Source organism: Bacillus cereus group sp. BfR-BA-01350, assembly GCF_022663775.1.
GTDB lineage: Bacteria > Bacillota > Bacilli > Bacillales > Bacillaceae_G > Bacillus_A > Bacillus_A paranthracis.
In genome coordinates this window covers 349,227-364,769 of the sequence record NZ_JAKUGD010000004.1, presented here as the reverse complement: position 1 = coordinate 364,769, position 15,543 = coordinate 349,227, and the positions used below count along the sequence as shown (strand labels likewise).

Here is a 15,543-nt window from a genome sequence, read left to right as displayed (position 1 = left end):
CTAGTTCTCTACTTTTTGAGGAACATAAGCATTGCTACCAGGCTTTGCTTTTATTTCGTTCCAAGCAGCGATAGCATCAGCTTTTGATTTTCCTTTGTTATTTGGATCTTCGAAAAAGTCACGAGTAAAGCGATTGTATTCAAAATGCGCGCTGATAGTTGTTTTATATGTAGGGTCTTTTTTTCGTTCGTTTTCTTCATACCAAAACGTTATCGCATCTTCATATGTTTTTCCAATATTCTCTTTAAAAAACTTTTGAAGAGCTACTGTAAAGCGGAATTTTGTTCCGATTTTTTCTTTAAAAAAAGCACGAACATCTTCGCTACAGCGGTGATTGTTAGTAATAATCGTTTGAAGAGAAAGGTCTTTATAAGAGAGGGAAGTTTTACTCGCTTTTGGATCAGAGCTGTTTTTTAATATTTTACCAGTATGTAAATAATGGGAGATACGATTGGCTATTTCAATCTTAGAGCCACTAGCTGGCAACCCATGCTCATGACAAAATGTTTGCAGTTCTTCTTTTAACCAATAATAGTTTTGGAAATCTTCAAGTGATATAGACTTTGTTAAAGGTGGACGCATGAATGTAACAACTTCTTTCTTCCATATTTTTCTTTAATTATAAAACGTACGTTCTTTTTATGGAAGGATTAATTTGTAAATATAATGGGAAGAGGAGATTACATATGGAAAATGTAATGCAAGTTCGTGTTACTGGAATTTTAATTGAAGATGAAAAAGTATTGCTAGTAAAGCAAAAAATTGCTAATCGGAATTGGTCTTTACCTGGAGGAAGAGTGGAGAATGGTGAAATGTTAGAAGAGGCGATGGTTAGAGAAATGAGAGAAGAAACGGGATTAGAAGTTAAAATTAAGAAGCTACTCTATGTTTGTGATAAACCAGATGCCAGTCCATCTTTATTACATATTACATTTCTACTTGAAAAGATTACAGGGGAAATTATGTTACCATCAAATGAATTTGATCATAATCCGATTCATGATGTACAAATGATGCCAATAGACGAATTAAGTCAGCATGGTTTTTCGGAAACCTTTATAAAGCTTGTAAATGAAGGGTTTGCAAATGCAGGGAGTTACCAAGGATTGAAACAAAATATTGGCCTGTAAATATAGTTGAAGGATAGCCGTTCGCTATCCTTCATAACATGTTTTACACTGCTGACTGTAAAGAAGAAACAAGTTGATTTAAAAACTCATCCCCAGTCATAATCGCTTTCCCACCGCCACGAGCACTTTTTTTATTTCCGCCACCTTTTCCTTCAATTGCAGGAAGTGCATCTTTTAAAAGAGCACTCATATCAAGCGTGACTGTTTTTCCACAAGCAAGAATACATTGTAATTTGTCCTCGTTTTCAATAATGAAATATGTAATGGCATGTTCTTGTTGTTCTGTAATAATAGCAGAAAGCTTTGCGATTTCTTGCATAGAACGATTTGTAAATACTTTAGAAATAAGTATGCCAGCATGTATTTCGGCAGGGTGTTGAAGTAGTTCATTTGCTTCTGTATATAATAATTTTTCATTCATTGTTTGCATTGCTTTTTCAACTTCTTTTTGAGAAGTTAGAAGCTGTGCTACCTTTACTGGAATATCAGCTTCGCTACTGTTTAATTGTTTAGAAACATCCTTTATAATTTGTTGCTGTTGTCCCATTAATTTAAGTGTGCGCCAACCAGCGATAAATGTTAATCGTATGCTGCCTTTATTACGTTCCCATCCTAGTACGTGAATAGGCCCTACTTCACCTGTACGTTTCGGATGCGTTCCACCACAGCCGTTATAATCAAAGTTTTCGATCATAACAACGCGTATATTTTCTGTCATATTCGGTTCTTTACGGAGTGGTAATGTTTTCGCTTCTTCTAAGTTCATCCATTTAATAAGAATTGGATGATTTTCAAAAACAATTTTGTTCGCAATTTGTACTGCTTTTTCAACCGTTTCTGCATGTAAATTTTCTGTTTCTAAATCAATTGTTACCGTTTCTTTACCAAGATGGAATCCAATCGTAGGTATGTGAAAGTAGTCCCAAAAAGCAGCAGATAAAATGTGCTGAGCCGCATGTTGTTGCATATGATCAAAACGGCGCTCCCAATTAATTTTACCTTCTACTTCTTCTGTATGTAATTGTTTTGTAATGAAGTGGCGGATTTCTTCGTTGACTTCTTCAACACCAAATACAGTAATGCCATTTAAAGTTCCAGTATCATGGGGCTGCCCGCCACCTGTTGGGTAAAATGCCGTTTCGTTTAAAACAACATATAAGTTACCGTCTTTATCATAATCTTGCTTTATAACTTTAGTAGTAAAGTCTTGCTTATAAGCGTCAGTGTAATATAATTTTTGCTCCAATTTTCTTTCTCCTCTCGCATTAACTAGTTTCATTGTAAAGCAATTGAAATTCGTTTCCTAATATTTCAGAAGAAAGAAGCTTTTTTTAGAATTTTCTTGCTATAATAAGAAAAAGAAAATGCGGGGGTGGAATGAATATGTTGTATGAAAACGGCGTAGATAAACTGCTTAGTTTAAGCAAAAATATTTCTGAATTGTATCGAGAGTTAAACGAAATGACCCGGATTTTAACGGATTGTAACCGCGAAAGTGTGAAGTTTGATCGGTTATATGTAAAAGAGTTACTGTGGAAAAAAGAAGATGTAATAGAGAAATATGACCAGCTACTTGTGCAACTTTGTATAAATGAATGCTTTGATTTAAAAAGTGTCATTACAGGGGAATATAAGTATACATATGAAGAAGTAGAAAACATCGTTTTACAATTTAATGAAAAGTATAATGTCGCAATTTTAATTAAAGACGTTTGTAAAGAATTACAGTTTACATATGGCATAGATATGGATATAACGAGAACAACTCGAGTATCAACAGCTCAAGTATAAAAAGGGAAAAGAAAGCAGATCCTTTGCTTTCTTTTTTTATGTGATAACAGGGAGAGTAGGTTTTTAAGATGAAGGGGAAGTTACAAAATATTCATCCGTTAGGAATGATAATTATAATAGGGACTTTATTTGCGAGGTTCGCCACGTCAATGAGTATTCCTTTTTTAGCAATTTATTTAACGACTGTTAAAGGCGTATCAGCTGGAATGACGGGTGCTATTATTGGAACGAGTGCACTTGTTGGAGTGTTTGCTAGTTTTATCGGAGGGAATTTATCTGATCGATTCGGTCGAAATATGATTCTAATATGGTCCATGATCGTTTGGGTATTTGTATTCATAGGATTTTCACTTGCAGATCATGTTTTAAGTTTCTTTTTATTAAATGCTTTAAATGGATTATGTAGGTCCTTTTTTGAACCGACGTCAAGAGCGTTATTATCAGATTTAACGAAACCAGAGTATCGTTTACTCGTATATAATTTGCGTTACGGTGCAATCAATGTTGGAGTAGCAATTGGGCCACTTGTCGGATTACAGATTGGAAGCGCAAAATCAACAATTCCTTTTTTAGTAGCAGCTGGGGTATATATTCTATATACAGTTATACTAGCGTTTCAATTCAAGAAATATCCAGTGGAACAAAAGAAAATCAATAAAGAAAAGCCTGTTACAATGCTAAATGCGCTGCGTATATTACGAAAGGATGTCGTATTTTTAGTTGCGTTAGTTGGTATTATTTTGAGTAATTGTGGTTTTTCTCACTTAACGACGACAGTATCACAATATTTTGCAAATGCACATATATTCCAGGATGGAGTGAAATTATTTTCATATATGTTAGCATTAAATGCGATTGTTGTAGTCGTAATTCAATATCCTGTTATTCAAATGTGTAAAAAGTATACACCATTAGCATCCATTATGGTTGGAACTTTATTTGTGAGCGGGGGATTATTTGGATTTGGAATAGTAGAATCTATGCTAGGTGCTGCTATTTGCACAATTGTTTTTACAATTGGAGAAGTCTTAATGTTTTCGATGACGGATGTATTTATTGATGATATAGCTGTTACGCATCTAAAAGGAACGTACTTTGGAGCAATGGGCTTTTCAGGAATTGGAGCAGTAATTGGTCCATGGTTTGGGGGCGTACTTCTCGATTACTACGGGTACCAAAATGGATTTAGTGTCTTTTCAGCGCTAGCTATATTTTCAACTGTAGCATTTCCTGTACTTTTAGTTACAAAAGGTTTATTGAAAAAAAGATATGATAGAAATTCTAATATGGAAGTACATGCGAAATAAAATAAGCCCCAGTAGACGACTGGGGCTTATTTTTGTATTTATTTTAATTCTCAATTTGAAAAAGAACTTTTTCCTCATGTTTATGAGCTACTTCGTTTTTGGAAATATGAATAGCTAAATATCCATTCTCTAAGCAGGCTAGCATCTTTTTATAAATAATATTATCGGGTAAAGGAATGATCCTCTGCAAAGAAATATTTTTATGAAGTATGCAAATGTTTAGGCCTGTCTTCATCTTTTTAATGACTACATTTTGTTCTGTCACATTTGGTACATCTGTTTCCAAAATGTATTCTTGTTCCGTTTCACAAAGGTCAATATGAATTTGATTTGGGAAACTAAAGTTGCTACAAGAATCAGAACAAAACTGATCCATCCATTCTTCGAAACCATCAACATGAAAAAGACAATCCTTCTTTTTCTTGCCCATGTAAGACACCCTCCGTAAAATCTCAATTCATACTATGTTATGCATGAATGAAGTAGGGGTGAAGAATAAATGGAAAAATATAAATATTGTATGTGGAAAAGGTAGCTAGTGTGCACTTTTTGTGTTACATATCATGATGCGCATGATGTTTTTGGCGTGAATGGTTACGGTTTTTTACTTTATGAGATCCGCTTAACGGTTCAGGTTGTCCCTTTTTCTCTTTCGCTTCACGATTGTTTTTTCCCATTGTATGTGACACCTCCTCTTTCTCTTTAGAATGAGAGAAGTTTGCAAATTTATACGAGAATGTTTTTAGAAAAAAAGGTAAAGATAATTGGGACTAACTATTATGGAAAGGGGATTGTATAATGCCATATCATAAAGATAAACAACAAGCTTTTCAAGCGGCTCAGCAAGGTGTTACACAAGCAGAAAATGCATTTAACAACATTGTAAAAAATGATCCAAACTACGGTCATGATTTAAAAGAATTACGCCAAGAGGTTCAGGAAGCCTATGAACAGATTCAAAATGCACTAGAAGTAGCTTCGGAAACACAACGCCCACAACTTGAGCAATACGAAAATAATCTTCAAAATATTATGCAGCATGTAGATCAATTAGAAAAGTAAATGAGGTTGTTGTGTATTCGACAACCTCTTACTTTAACGAATATTATGCGAAAACAGAAAGTTTTTCTACTCATTTTTTCTTTATTATGCGCAGTACATATATTTCAAGTTGAAAAAGTGGAAGCGAAAATGTTGCTCAGAAAAGAGCTAGAACCAACTGGCTATGTAACATGGGAAGTACCTAATAATGAAAAGATTATTGCTATTACATTTGATGATGGACCGGATCCAACTTATACACCACAAATTTTAAATTTATTGCGCCAATATAAAGCAGAAGCGACATTTTTTATGATTGGATTTCGAGTGCAGCGTAATCCATATTTAGTGAAACAAGTGTTAAAAGAGGGGCATGAAATTGGAAATCATACGATGAACCATTTGTATGCAAGTAATTCATCGGATGAAAAATTAGAAAATGATATTTTAGATGGAAAGAAATTTTTCGAAAAATGGGTGAAAGAGCCTTTGCTATTCCGTCCTCCTGGTGGATATATTAACGATGCTGTATTTAAAACAGCGAAAGAAGCTGGTTATCAAACTGTTCTATGGTCGTGGCATCAAGATCCGCGTGATTGGGCAAATCCAGGGGTTGAATCTATTGTAAATCATGTAGTGAAACATGCTAAAAGTGGCGATATTGTATTGTTACATGATGGGGGAAATAATCGTAGTCAAACAGTAGCGGCGCTAGCAAAAATATTACCTGAACTGAAAAAGCAGGGCTATCGATTTGTAACGGTTTCGGAATTGTTACGTTATAAACATTAGAAAAAATCCCAAAAGGTGAATGCTCCTTTTGGGATTTTTCGTTACTGGTTCTTTTTGCGTTTCTTATTATTTTGTCGTTCTGCAGCAGTTAAGTTTTCATTTGCAAACTCTTCGTTATAACCAGCACCTTGTCCTTGTGCAGATGCTGCATTCATTCCTGAAATAGTATGATTTGCTTTTCTTTTACCCATTTTATTTCACCTCTATAACTTTTTTTGTAAGTTGCATGATGAGCAGTTCATAGTATGTATGAACTGTAAAGAAAGCGCTAATAGAGCACTTTACTTTATGGTAATAGTATTCATAAGGAACATGAACACTATTCAAATTTAGAAACATAAAGAAAACTTATGATAATCTATAAGTTTCTTATTATTTACTTATTTAGAAAGTTGTAATAAGATATTATCGTAAGGTATTGAAAAGTTTGTCTACATTTTATATTCAGACAACTTAGTCACGTTTAACAGGGGGGAAACATAATGGTCAAACATAATCCATTTCAATCACGTGCAACTTTTGAAGTAGATGGAAAAACGTATCATTATTATGATTTGAAAGCGCTTGAAAATGCAGGGGTTGGCAACGTATCTCAATTACCATATTCCGTGAAAGTTTTACTTGAATCAGTACTTCGTCAAGTAGACGGACGTGTAATCACAGAAGAGCATGTTACAAATTTAGCGAAATGGGGAACGAAAGATGTGCAAGATATCGATGTTCCATTTAAACCATCTCGTGTAATTTTACAAGATTTCACTGGTGTTCCAGCTGTTGTTGATTTGGCTTCGCTTCGTAAAGCAATGGCAGACATGGGTGGGGATCCTGATAAAATTAATCCGGAAATTACTGTAGACCTTGTAATTGATCACTCTGTACAGGTTGATAGAGCGGGTACAGCAGACGCGCTTGCATTCAACATGGACTTAGAGTTTAAACGTAATGAAGAACGTTATAAATTTTTAAGCTGGGCACAAAAGTCATTTGATAACTACCGTGCAGTTCCACCAGCTACAGGTATTGTACACCAAGTAAACCTTGAATATTTAGCACCAGTTGTTCACGCGGTAAAAAATGCTGAAGGTGACTTAGTTGCATACCCAGATTCATTAGTTGGAACAGACTCACATACAACAATGATTAACGGTATCGGCGTTCTTGGATGGGGCGTTGGTGGTATTGAAGCAGAAGCAGGAATGCTTGGACAGCCTTCATACTTCCCAGTACCTGAAGTAATCGGTGTGAAATTAACGGGTACACTTCCAAGTGGTACTACAGCAACAGACGTTGCATTAAAAGTAACACAAGTATTACGTCAAAAAGGTGTAGTTGGTAAATTTGTTGAGTTCTTCGGTAATGGCTTAAAGAGCATGCCTTTAGCTGACCGTGCAACAATTTCAAACATGGCACCAGAATACGGCGCAACTTGTGGATTCTTCCCAATCGACGAAATTTCATTAGAATACTTACGTTTAACAGGTAGAGATGAAGAGCAAATTCGCGTTGTTGAAGAATATTGTAAAGCGAACGGCTTATTCTATACAGCAGACAGCAAAGATCCAATTTACACTGATCTTGTTGAAATTGATTTAAATACAATCGAATCTAACCTTTCTGGACCGAAACGCCCACAAGATTTAATTCCACTTTCAGATATGAAAGATGCGTTCCACAAAGCTGTTGTAGCACCAGTTGGAACACAAGGACTTGGATTTAATGAGCAAGAGTTCGATAAAGAAGTGAAGGTTACATTAGAAGATAAAGAAGTAACGATGAAAACAGGTGCAATTGCAATTGCTGCAATTACAAGCTGTACAAATACATCAAACCCATACGTATTAATTGGGGCAGGTTTAGTTGCGAAGAAAGCAATTGAAAAAGGACTTAAAGTACCTGAGTACGTAAAAACATCATTAGCACCAGGATCTAAAGTTGTTACAGAGTACTTAGATAAATCAGGTTTAACAACGTATTTAGACCAATTAGGTTTCCAAACAGTTGGTTACGGCTGTACGACTTGTATCGGTAACTCTGGTCCATTAGCACCGGAATTAGAAGAAGCAATCGCAGCAAACGATTTATTAGTAACATCTGTTTTATCTGGTAACCGTAACTTTGAAGGTCGTATTCACCCGCTTGTAAAAGCGAACTACTTAGCATCACCACCACTTGTTGTGGCATATGCACTTGCAGGTACTGTTGATATTGACCTGAAAAATGATGAAATCGGTAAAGATGCAAATGGCAATGCTGTTTACTTCAATGACATTTGGCCATCAGCTAAAGAAATTGAAGATGTAGTTCAAAGCGTTGTTACATCTGAGCTGTTCAAGAAAGAATATGCACAAGTATTTAACAGCAATGAGCGTTGGAATGAAATCCAAACTTCAAACGAAGCTTTATATACTTGGGATAATGATTCAACGTACATTCAAAACCCACCATTCTTTGAAGGTTTATCTAAAGAGCCAGGTGAAGTTGAAACGTTATCAGGCTTACGCGTAGTTGGTAAATTTGGTGACTCTGTAACGACAGACCACATTTCACCAGCAGGTTCAATCGGTAAGCACACACCAGCTGGACGCTATTTATTAGAAAACGGCGTACAACCAGTTGACTTTAACTCTTACGGTTCTCGTCGTGGTAACCATGAAGTTATGATGCGTGGTACATTCGCGAACATCCGTATTAAAAACCAAATCGCACCAGGAACAGAAGGCGGATATACAACATACTGGCCAACTGGTGAAGTAACATCTATCTATGATGCTGCTATGAAATATAAAGAAGATGGCACAGGTCTTTTAGTTGTTGCTGGTAAAGATTACGGTATGGGAAGTTCTCGTGACTGGGCTGCAAAAGGTACAAACTTATTAGGTATTAAAGCAGTAATCGCAGAAAGCTTCGAACGTATTCACCGCAGTAACTTAGTATTAATGGGCGTATTACCACTTCAATTTAAAGATGGCGAAAGCGCTGAAACGTTAGGTCTTGTTGGTAACGAGTCATTTGAAATTCAAATTGACAAAACAGTTAGACCGCGCGATCTTGTAAAAGTAGTTGCAACTGATGCAGATGGCAATGAAAAACAATTTGAAGTAGTAGCTCGTTTCGATAGTGAAGTTGAAATTGACTACTACCGTCACGGTGGTATCTTACAAATGGTTCTTCGTGAGAAAATTGAAGAGTCTAAAGTGTCGAACTAAACAATTGAAATGAATGATAAGGAAGCTAACAACTGTTAGCTTCCTTATTTTATGGAAAGGGATGAAACCAAATGGTTTCATCCCTTTCTTTTTACTATAAAAAATGGAGGAAACGTCATGAAAGAATATAAAAGAATTTTGTTACCGTTACAGAAAGAAAAAATATTAGTAATAGCAGCTGTATGCAGTGGGATTTTTGCAGCTATTTTAAATCTATCCCGTCCACTATTCATGGGACTAATTGTAGATAACCTAATTCAACGAGAGCTGAAGGGAGCGTATTTTTACATTACTTTGTTTACAGTTACCCGCTTATTGATGTGGGTGAACAATCTTTCATTTGATTATGTAAGCTCAAAAGCGAGCCAGCGAATATTACGAGAGAAGCGTATAGATGTATTGCGCCATTTTTTCCTATTACCGTTTGAAGAGAGTGAGAAAATCAAACAAGGAGAGCTAGAAACGTTAGTCGTATCTGATATTCCGAACTGGGTCAGGCTATATGGTTCTATATTAATAGAATATATACACGCCATTGCGCAATTTATCGGTGCGATCATAGCACTACAACATATAGATATACAGTTTATATTGTGGGTAACTCCATTTTTATTTTTAAGTGCAATGGTTCCAATGCTTTTAGGGAAAAAGATAAGAAATATTGCCAGTATTGCTCAAAAAAATCAATCAACTGTTGTAGAGATGATGTCACAGTTTGTAAAAGGAGCACAAGATTTACGTAGTTTACAAAAAGAAAAGTGGGCCATTCGCTTATTTAAGGGAGTAACGGCACAATCTTATAAATTGGAAGTAAAGAAGACGATGATGCAGCACTGCATTGGGGTAGTTGGAACAGTGATTGAAACAGGAGCATATATCGTTGTTCTTATTATCGGTGCGCAAAAAATAATGCAGGGCGAAATGGAAGTTGGTTCACTTGTTGCAGTTTTAGCGACAATAGAGATGCTCTTTTTCCCTGTCCGTTATGTGGGAGATTTATTAATGATGTCACAAGTTGCAGTTGCTTCGGCAAGTAGAGTGTTTTTCTTTTTAGATAAACGAGTGGCAAATAGTAATGTAGAAAGAGCGATGGGGATGACAATAACAAATGTCTCATTTCAGGAAAATGGTGAAGAGACATGCAGAATTCATAATATTGATTTGCAAATTAATCCTGGTGAACTCGTTATGATTGTCGGAGAAAGTGGTGCAGGAAAAACAACGCTTTTAAAATTAATGACAGGTTTGTATAAACCATCTAACGGTAGCATTGCTTATTATGGAAATGAGGCTCGATTGACTACAGTGTGGCAAGAACCTCGATTCTTTCGGACGACAGTAAAAGAGAATATGTATTTCGGGGAAGTGGGCTTAGAAAACGAGGTAGAAAAAAGTGCTGAACTTGTAAATGTAACGCCGATTATTAGGGGGTTACCTGAAGGAATTCAAACTGTACTACATAAAAGCGGTGAAGAGTTTTCGGGAGGAGAAAGAAAACGGCTTGCATTATTGCGAGCAATTGGTTCAAATCCGAATTTTATTATTTTAGATGAACCGACTGCGGGATTAGATCCGGGCAATCAAGAATTTGTTTGGAATATGATAGAAGGACTAGGAAGCGATGTAACGAGAATTGTGGCGACACATGATGTCGAGAGGGCGATGATAGCGGATTGGGTTGTTGTTATGAATAATGGAATTGTTGTGGAATGTGGGGATCCTAGAGAGTTATTAACATATAAATCATTTTTCAAAAAGATGTTAATAAAAAGATAAGAGCGACATAATGCTCTTATCTTTATTCATTCTTATTAAGTTGATACGTATAAGATTCAGTATCGTTAGTACTAAACTCTTTCATTAGAGTCAGTTGGTTTGTATCTGGATTATATTTGAAAATTTTGACCGTATGTTCGCTACTTAGAGATGGATTATATTCTTGAATGGCAAATGTATTTTCAGCAATCTGTGTCATATTACTGGTCGAAACATTTTCTATAGAATCGTGATTTGTAGAAATTTCAACGACTTGTTTGCCGTTAAAAAATAAAAGAACAATCACTAAAACAACTAAATATATTCGTATATATCGAAGTTCTTTGCAAATTGGATGTTCTCCCAAAACAGTCATCCTTTCTATAATTATTCTGTAGTAGTGATGGTGGTCGTCGTGAAGAAAGTAAGAACACCGAGGCCTGCTAACAGGATAAATGAAATTAAAGCGATATAGAGACAAATACGACCAACTTGTTTTTTCTCAGGGTCTTTACTGAATAGTGAGATGATCCATGTGATAATACCGATTGGGGAAAATATAAAACTAAGAATATATAGAAGTACTTTTTCAAATAAATTCATAGGAGCTCCTTTCATTATGAAACATTACATATATTTCTAATTATATGATAAAAAGGTAAATATTTCATCTCGGTTGTAAAAATCTGATTATTTCGACTGTGAATATTTCCAAGCTTGTCCGTATAAGCTAAAATAAGGTATATAGCATTTGAATGAATATATTAAAAGAAGATAAACACGTTAGGGTGATATAAAATGTGGCGGAAGCTTACGATTATTGTAGTGTTACTTTGTTTAGCGGGATATGCAGCTTATGAACAGTTTGGTAAAAACGATCAGGCGGTACAAGGGGAACAAGAAAAAAGTGAAGCTGCTATGAAAGAGATGATTGCAAGTAATGGTATTGAAATAGGGAAGAGTGCACCAGACTTTGCATTAACGAAGTTAGATGGAACGAATGTAAAGTTATCAGATTTAAAAGGAAAGAAAGTGATTTTAAACTTTTGGGCAACGTGGTGTGGACCTTGCCAGCAAGAAATGCCGGATATGGAAGCTTTCTATAAAAAACATAAAGATAACGTAGAAATTTTAGCAATAAATTATACGCCTTCCGAAAAAGGTGGAGGAGTAGAAAAGGTAAGTAATTTTGCGAAGGAAAAAGGAATTACATTTCCTATCTTATTGGACAAGAACATTGATGTAACAACAGCCTATAAAGTCATTACGATCCCAACTTCGTATTTTATAGATACAAAAGGTGTCATTCGAGATAAGTTTATTGGGCCGATGACGCAAAAAGAGATGGAGAAACGAATTGCTAAATTAAAATAACAGTGAAAAGGTAGAGATGGAATATAATCATTTCTGCCTTTTCTTTTTCACGTAGTGAAAGCTTCATGATATGATAAAAGAAATATAAACGTTGAGAGATAAAGGAGTGTATTTGGAGTGGGGAATATATCCTTACCGTTAGATTATGTTGTAATTGACTTTGAAACAACAGGATTTAACCCTTATAATGATAAAATCATTCAAGTGGCAGCAGTGAAATATCGTAATCATGAACTAGTAGATCAATTTGTTTCCTATGTGAATCCAGAGCGTCCAATTCCAGACCGAATAACGAGTTTAACGGGTATTACAAATTATCGTGTTTCAGATGCACCGACGATTGAAGAAGTGTTACCTTTATTTTTAGCATTTTTACATACGAATGTAATTGTCGCTCATAATGCATCTTTTGATATGCGCTTTTTGAAAAGTAATGTGAATATGCTGGGGTTGCCGGAACCGAAAAATAAAGTGATTGATACTGTATTTTTAGCGAAGAAATATATGAAGCACGCTCCTAATCATAAACTTGAAACGTTAAAGCGAATGCTTGGAATTCGTTTAAGTTCTCATAATGCATTTGATGATTGTATTACTTGTGCAGCAGTTTATCAAAAATGTGCCTCTATTGAAGAAGAGGCGAAAAGGAAATCGAATACAGAAGTACTTGATGAGACAGCAGTATATGAAGCGGTAAAAGAGATACTTGTACGAAATAAACGTGATATCGCATGGATTCGTTGCATGAATGTAGGAAGCTATTTAGATATAAAAGCTTTTTATCCAGTTATGAGATTAAAGGTAAAAGGGCGAAAGAAATACGTATTAACAGACATATTAGAAGATGATGTGAAAGAAATATGTACGAGTTTAGCATGTGAACCGGCATTAAAAAGTGAAGTTGGTAATACGAGAATTATGCTGAATAGCTTAGAGGATGTCTTGAAATTAGAAAGTTATATTTTAGAACAGTATGATTTCGTACTGCAAGCGCTGCATGATTATAAACAAAGTGAAATGAATGCAGATGAAAAGTTAAAAGAGTATTTGAATATTATGGTATGAAAAACTCCGTGTACGTTTTATTGTACACGGAGTTTTTTTAGGAGTATTAAAACATAAAATTTTCTTACAAATCTGATTAAAGAGTTTTTCCTTTGCTCATACTATGTAATAAGAAAGTAATGGAGAGAGGGTGAACAGCATGAGAAGAAGTCGCCGTAAATCATTTGACGAACTTGTGAAAGAAAATAAACAACAATTATTAAGCGATCGCGATGCAATCGATCGTATTGAAGAGCGTATTGAAAAACGTTATGAAATGAAACTTTTTAAGCAAGCTGAATAATTCTTAACACTAGTACGATACTAGTGTTAAGGAGGCGATAGTAATGGGTAATCCGAAAAAGAATTCAAAAGACTTTGCACCGAATCATATTGGAACACAATCAAAAAAAGCTGGTGGCAATAAAGGGAAGCAAATGCAAGACCAAACGGGTAAACAACCGATTGTTGATAACGGTTAAAGAAAAGGAGAATATTGCATTCTCCTTTTTTATGTATAAATTTGAGGGAAGATAGGTAATTTAAGATGGTGTGTATATACAATATTAGGAGGAAAGTACATGCCAAATCCAGATAATCGAAGTGATAACGCTGAAAAGTTACAAGAAATGGTGCAAAATACAATTGATAACTTTAATGAAGCAAAAGAAACAGCGGAGCTTTCTAATGAAAAAGACCGTTCTGCTATTGAAGCAAAAAATCAAAGACGTTTAGAAAGTATTGACTCATTAAAAAGTGAAATCAAAGATGAATCTTAACAGAATGTACAGAAAGGGCTGACTTTTGTCAGCCCTTTTTCGTAATCGTAAAGTTTTCAACGAGTAAACGCCAATTTTGTGGAAATGGCAAGCCGATCTTCCAGTAGCTAATACCGCCTATACCTTGTTCTTTCATTAAATTGAATTTACTTTGAACAGAACGTGAATCTTCAAACCAAACTTCGTGTTGTACACCATTTTCATCGAAATAATTAAAATGAGGGGCTTGGGCTGTGAAGTCATAGCGGATAGGGACATTGTATTTACGAGCTAGTGCAACAGCTGCAACAGAGCTAATTGCTTTTGCAGGCGGATTTCCTTGTTTAAACGGTAGTTTCCAATCGAATCCGTACAAATTTTGCCCCATCATAATTTTTTGTGGAGGCATTTGAGATTTTGCGTATTGAAGTACTTCTTTTACAGGACCGATAGGAGAAATAGCCATCGGTGGTCCGCCTTGCCAACCCCAGTCATATGTCATAATGACGACGAAATCAACAATTTGACCTTGTGCTTTATAATCATGAGCTTCGAAAAATTTTCCCTTTTGATTTGAACTTGTTTTCGGTACAAGTGTTGTACTTAGTGTGTACCCATTAGGTAAGCGTGTTTTCACATTTCGTAAAAAACGATTATACGCTTCGCGATCTTCAGGTGCCACGCTCTCGAAATCAAAATGAATGTCTCGCATACCGTACTTCTCAGCTGTTTGCAAAATGTTTGTAATAAATTTATTTTGAATCGTTGCATCACGTAAAATAACGGATGTTAGATCGGCACTAAAGTTTCCATTTTCAATATTTGTAATAACGAGCATAGGAATGGTGTTTCCTTGCGTTGCAATATTAGCAATTTTAGCTGTTTCAGTTGGTTCTTTTAACGTACCATCTCTTTTTGCCTCGAAACTGAAGTAGGCTAAGTATGTTAAAAATGGATTAATAGCACGTGTAGAATTAACTAAACTTTCTTTAATGGGGATAGTTGAAGGTTGTAAATAAGCGATGGATTCTACTGCTCGTTTCGTCCCTTTTGGAATATATAATTGCTGGCCAACATGGAGAATGGATTTTAAAGATAAATTATTCACTTTAGCTAAACTGGCGAGAGGAACGTTATATGTTTGAGAGATTCGATATAAGCTATCGCCAGGCTGTACATAATAATTATTTCCTTTCGTATTCACAATTAGTGCCTGACCAACAACGAGTGTTTCAGCTGGATTTAATCCATTGTCTTTTACTATCTCGTCAGGTGTTGATCCATATTTTGATGCCAAGCTATATACGCTATCACCGCTACGAACCGTTACAATTTGAATCATATG

Annotated in this window: 20 protein-coding genes; 12 read left to right on the top strand and 8 right to left on the bottom strand. The window is 35.4% G+C overall.

Annotated elements, in window-relative coordinates; translation table 11 throughout:
• Positions 1 to 582, bottom strand: a complete 582-nt coding sequence (locus tag MR147_RS12460) for a DUF6434 domain-containing protein (protein ID WP_074609073.1) — start codon at positions 580 to 582, stop codon at positions 1 to 3.
• A 104-nt stretch (positions 583 to 686) separates the two neighbouring features.
• On the opposite strand from MR147_RS12460, the gene MR147_RS12455 reads away from it, so the two are divergent.
• On the top strand, positions 687 to 1,130 hold the full coding sequence (locus MR147_RS12455; RefSeq protein ID WP_000432558.1) for an NUDIX hydrolase: 444 nt from the start codon (positions 687 to 689) through the stop codon (positions 1,128 to 1,130).
• A gap of 43 nt (positions 1,131 to 1,173) precedes the next feature.
• Here MR147_RS12455 and MR147_RS12450 read toward each other — a convergent pair whose 3' ends face one another.
• On the bottom strand, positions 1,174 to 2,376 hold the full coding sequence (locus MR147_RS12450) for an alanyl-tRNA editing protein (RefSeq protein ID WP_175574537.1): 1,203 nt from the start codon (positions 2,374 to 2,376) through the stop codon (positions 1,174 to 1,176).
• Between the two features lie 137 nt (positions 2,377 to 2,513).
• Here MR147_RS12450 and MR147_RS12445 point away from each other — a divergent pair, with 137 nt between their 5' ends.
• Both MR147_RS12445 and MR147_RS12440 read left to right on the top strand, forming a co-directional pair.
• Complete coding sequence (locus MR147_RS12445) at positions 2,514 to 2,921, top strand: hypothetical protein (RefSeq protein WP_000965134.1); 408 nt, start codon at positions 2,514 to 2,516, stop codon at positions 2,919 to 2,921.
• Positions 2,922 to 2,989: 68 nt separating this feature from the next.
• Positions 2,990 to 4,228 carry an MDR family MFS transporter gene (locus MR147_RS12440; RefSeq protein ID WP_074609077.1) on the top strand — a complete coding sequence of 413 codons (1,239 nt, stop codon included), beginning with the start codon at positions 2,990 to 2,992 and terminating at the stop codon, positions 4,226 to 4,228.
• A 43-nt stretch (positions 4,229 to 4,271) separates the two neighbouring features.
• Here MR147_RS12440 and MR147_RS12435 read toward each other — a convergent pair whose 3' ends face one another.
• Together MR147_RS12435 and MR147_RS12430 are read right to left on the bottom strand one after the other, a co-directional pair.
• Entirely contained in the window at positions 4,272 to 4,658 is a 387-nt protein-coding gene (locus MR147_RS12435) for an Hsp20/alpha crystallin family protein (protein ID WP_000516745.1), read from the bottom strand.
• A 124-nt stretch (positions 4,659 to 4,782) separates the two neighbouring features.
• On the bottom strand, positions 4,783 to 4,905 hold the full coding sequence (locus tag MR147_RS12430) for a small acid-soluble spore protein P (RefSeq protein ID WP_000517649.1): 123 nt from the start codon (positions 4,903 to 4,905) through the stop codon (positions 4,783 to 4,785).
• Positions 4,906 to 5,026: 121 nt separating this feature from the next.
• Between MR147_RS12430 and MR147_RS12425 the strand changes: the two genes are divergently transcribed.
• Both MR147_RS12425 and pdaB read left to right on the top strand, forming a co-directional pair.
• Positions 5,027 to 5,290 (top strand): hypothetical protein, encoded by a 264-nt coding sequence (locus tag MR147_RS12425; protein WP_001146294.1) that lies wholly within the window; start codon positions 5,027 to 5,029, stop codon positions 5,288 to 5,290.
• Positions 5,291 to 5,335: 45 nt separating this feature from the next.
• Positions 5,336 to 6,061: a polysaccharide deacetylase family sporulation protein PdaB gene (gene pdaB / locus MR147_RS12420; protein WP_046199008.1), complete on the top strand. Its 726-nt coding sequence runs from the start codon at positions 5,336 to 5,338 to the stop codon at positions 6,059 to 6,061.
• Positions 6,062 to 6,102: 41 nt separating this feature from the next.
• Here the strand turns inward: pdaB and sspO are convergent, their stop codons facing one another.
• Positions 6,103 to 6,252, bottom strand: coding sequence for an acid-soluble spore protein SspO (gene sspO / locus MR147_RS12415; protein WP_000518051.1), 150 nt, complete (start codon positions 6,250 to 6,252; stop codon positions 6,103 to 6,105).
• 291 nt (positions 6,253 to 6,543) lie between these two features.
• On the opposite strand from sspO, the gene acnA reads away from it, so the two are divergent.
• Positions 6,544 to 9,267 carry an aconitate hydratase AcnA gene (gene acnA, locus MR147_RS12410; RefSeq protein ID WP_000238572.1) on the top strand — a complete coding sequence of 908 codons (2,724 nt, stop codon included), beginning with the start codon at positions 6,544 to 6,546 and terminating at the stop codon, positions 9,265 to 9,267.
• Between the two features lie 51 nt (positions 9,268 to 9,318).
• Entirely contained in the window at positions 9,319 to 11,043 is a 1,725-nt protein-coding gene (locus tag MR147_RS12405; protein ID WP_139302843.1) for an ABC transporter ATP-binding protein, read from the top strand.
• A gap of 22 nt (positions 11,044 to 11,065) precedes the next feature.
• Here MR147_RS12405 and MR147_RS12400 read toward each other — a convergent pair whose 3' ends face one another.
• Together MR147_RS12400 and MR147_RS12395 are read right to left on the bottom strand one after the other, a co-directional pair.
• A complete protein-coding gene (locus MR147_RS12400) occupies positions 11,066 to 11,398 on the bottom strand; it encodes a YmzC family protein (protein WP_074609083.1) in 333 nt (110 codons plus the stop codon).
• Positions 11,399 to 11,409: 11 nt separating this feature from the next.
• Positions 11,410 to 11,625 (bottom strand): hypothetical protein, encoded by a 216-nt coding sequence (locus MR147_RS12395; RefSeq protein ID WP_016125104.1) that lies wholly within the window; start codon positions 11,623 to 11,625, stop codon positions 11,410 to 11,412.
• Positions 11,626 to 11,820: 195 nt separating this feature from the next.
• On the opposite strand from MR147_RS12395, the gene MR147_RS12390 reads away from it, so the two are divergent.
• The 5 genes from MR147_RS12390 to tlp all read left to right on the top strand — a co-directional run bounded on the left by MR147_RS12390 (position 11,821) and on the right by tlp (position 14,219).
• Positions 11,821 to 12,396 carry a TlpA family protein disulfide reductase gene (locus MR147_RS12390; protein WP_074609084.1) on the top strand — a complete coding sequence of 192 codons (576 nt, stop codon included), beginning with the start codon at positions 11,821 to 11,823 and terminating at the stop codon, positions 12,394 to 12,396.
• 117 nt (positions 12,397 to 12,513) lie between these two features.
• Complete coding sequence (locus MR147_RS12385) at positions 12,514 to 13,461, top strand: 3'-5' exonuclease (protein WP_074609085.1); 948 nt, start codon at positions 12,514 to 12,516, stop codon at positions 13,459 to 13,461.
• Between the two features lie 139 nt (positions 13,462 to 13,600).
• On the top strand, positions 13,601 to 13,744 hold the full coding sequence (locus MR147_RS12380) for an FbpB family small basic protein (RefSeq protein WP_001254697.1): 144 nt from the start codon (positions 13,601 to 13,603) through the stop codon (positions 13,742 to 13,744).
• 43 nt (positions 13,745 to 13,787) lie between these two features.
• On the top strand, positions 13,788 to 13,922 hold the full coding sequence (gene sspN / locus MR147_RS12375; RefSeq protein ID WP_000527987.1) for an acid-soluble spore protein SspN: 135 nt from the start codon (positions 13,788 to 13,790) through the stop codon (positions 13,920 to 13,922).
• A 99-nt stretch (positions 13,923 to 14,021) separates the two neighbouring features.
• Entirely contained in the window at positions 14,022 to 14,219 is a 198-nt protein-coding gene (gene tlp / locus MR147_RS12370; protein WP_001133509.1) for a small acid-soluble spore protein Tlp, read from the top strand.
• A gap of 28 nt (positions 14,220 to 14,247) precedes the next feature.
• Here tlp and MR147_RS12365 read toward each other — a convergent pair whose 3' ends face one another.
• Positions 14,248 to 15,540 (bottom strand): glycoside hydrolase family 18 protein, encoded by a 1,293-nt coding sequence (locus MR147_RS12365; RefSeq protein WP_044793403.1) that lies wholly within the window; start codon positions 15,538 to 15,540, stop codon positions 14,248 to 14,250.
• Positions 15,541 to 15,543 lie beyond the last annotated feature (3 nt).

Coding starts and splice junctions, on each gene's coding strand:
- MR147_RS12365 (WP_044793403.1), bottom strand. CDS start 15,540: ATGATTCAAATTGTAACGGTTCGTAGCGGTGATAGCGTATATAGCTTG.
- MR147_RS12425 (WP_001146294.1), top strand. CDS start 5,027: ATGCCATATCATAAAGATAAACAACAAGCTTTTCAAGCGGCTCAGCAA.
- sspO (WP_000518051.1), bottom strand. CDS start 6,252: ATGGGTAAAAGAAAAGCAAATCATACTATTTCAGGAATGAATGCAGCA.
- pdaB (WP_046199008.1), top strand. CDS start 5,336: ATGCGAAAACAGAAAGTTTTTCTACTCATTTTTTCTTTATTATGCGCA.
- MR147_RS12405 (WP_139302843.1), top strand. CDS start 9,319: ATGGAAAGGGATGAAACCAAATGGTTTCATCCCTTTCTTTTTACTATA.
- MR147_RS12400 (WP_074609083.1), bottom strand. CDS start 11,398: ATGACTGTTTTGGGAGAACATCCAATTTGCAAAGAACTTCGATATATA.
- MR147_RS12395 (WP_016125104.1), bottom strand. CDS start 11,625: ATGAATTTATTTGAAAAAGTACTTCTATATATTCTTAGTTTTATATTT.
- MR147_RS12460 (WP_074609073.1), bottom strand. CDS start 582: ATGCGTCCACCTTTAACAAAGTCTATATCACTTGAAGATTTCCAAAAC.
- sspN (WP_000527987.1), top strand. CDS start 13,788: ATGGGTAATCCGAAAAAGAATTCAAAAGACTTTGCACCGAATCATATT.
- MR147_RS12440 (WP_074609077.1), top strand. CDS start 2,990: ATGAAGGGGAAGTTACAAAATATTCATCCGTTAGGAATGATAATTATA.
- MR147_RS12455 (WP_000432558.1), top strand. CDS start 687: ATGGAAAATGTAATGCAAGTTCGTGTTACTGGAATTTTAATTGAAGAT.
- MR147_RS12430 (WP_000517649.1), bottom strand. CDS start 4,905: ATGGGAAAAAACAATCGTGAAGCGAAAGAGAAAAAGGGACAACCTGAA.
- MR147_RS12380 (WP_001254697.1), top strand. CDS start 13,601: ATGAGAAGAAGTCGCCGTAAATCATTTGACGAACTTGTGAAAGAAAAT.
- MR147_RS12445 (WP_000965134.1), top strand. CDS start 2,514: ATGTTGTATGAAAACGGCGTAGATAAACTGCTTAGTTTAAGCAAAAAT.
- MR147_RS12390 (WP_074609084.1), top strand. CDS start 11,821: ATGTGGCGGAAGCTTACGATTATTGTAGTGTTACTTTGTTTAGCGGGA.
- acnA (WP_000238572.1), top strand. CDS start 6,544: ATGGTCAAACATAATCCATTTCAATCACGTGCAACTTTTGAAGTAGAT.
- MR147_RS12435 (WP_000516745.1), bottom strand. CDS start 4,658: ATGGGCAAGAAAAAGAAGGATTGTCTTTTTCATGTTGATGGTTTCGAA.
- tlp (WP_001133509.1), top strand. CDS start 14,022: ATGCCAAATCCAGATAATCGAAGTGATAACGCTGAAAAGTTACAAGAA.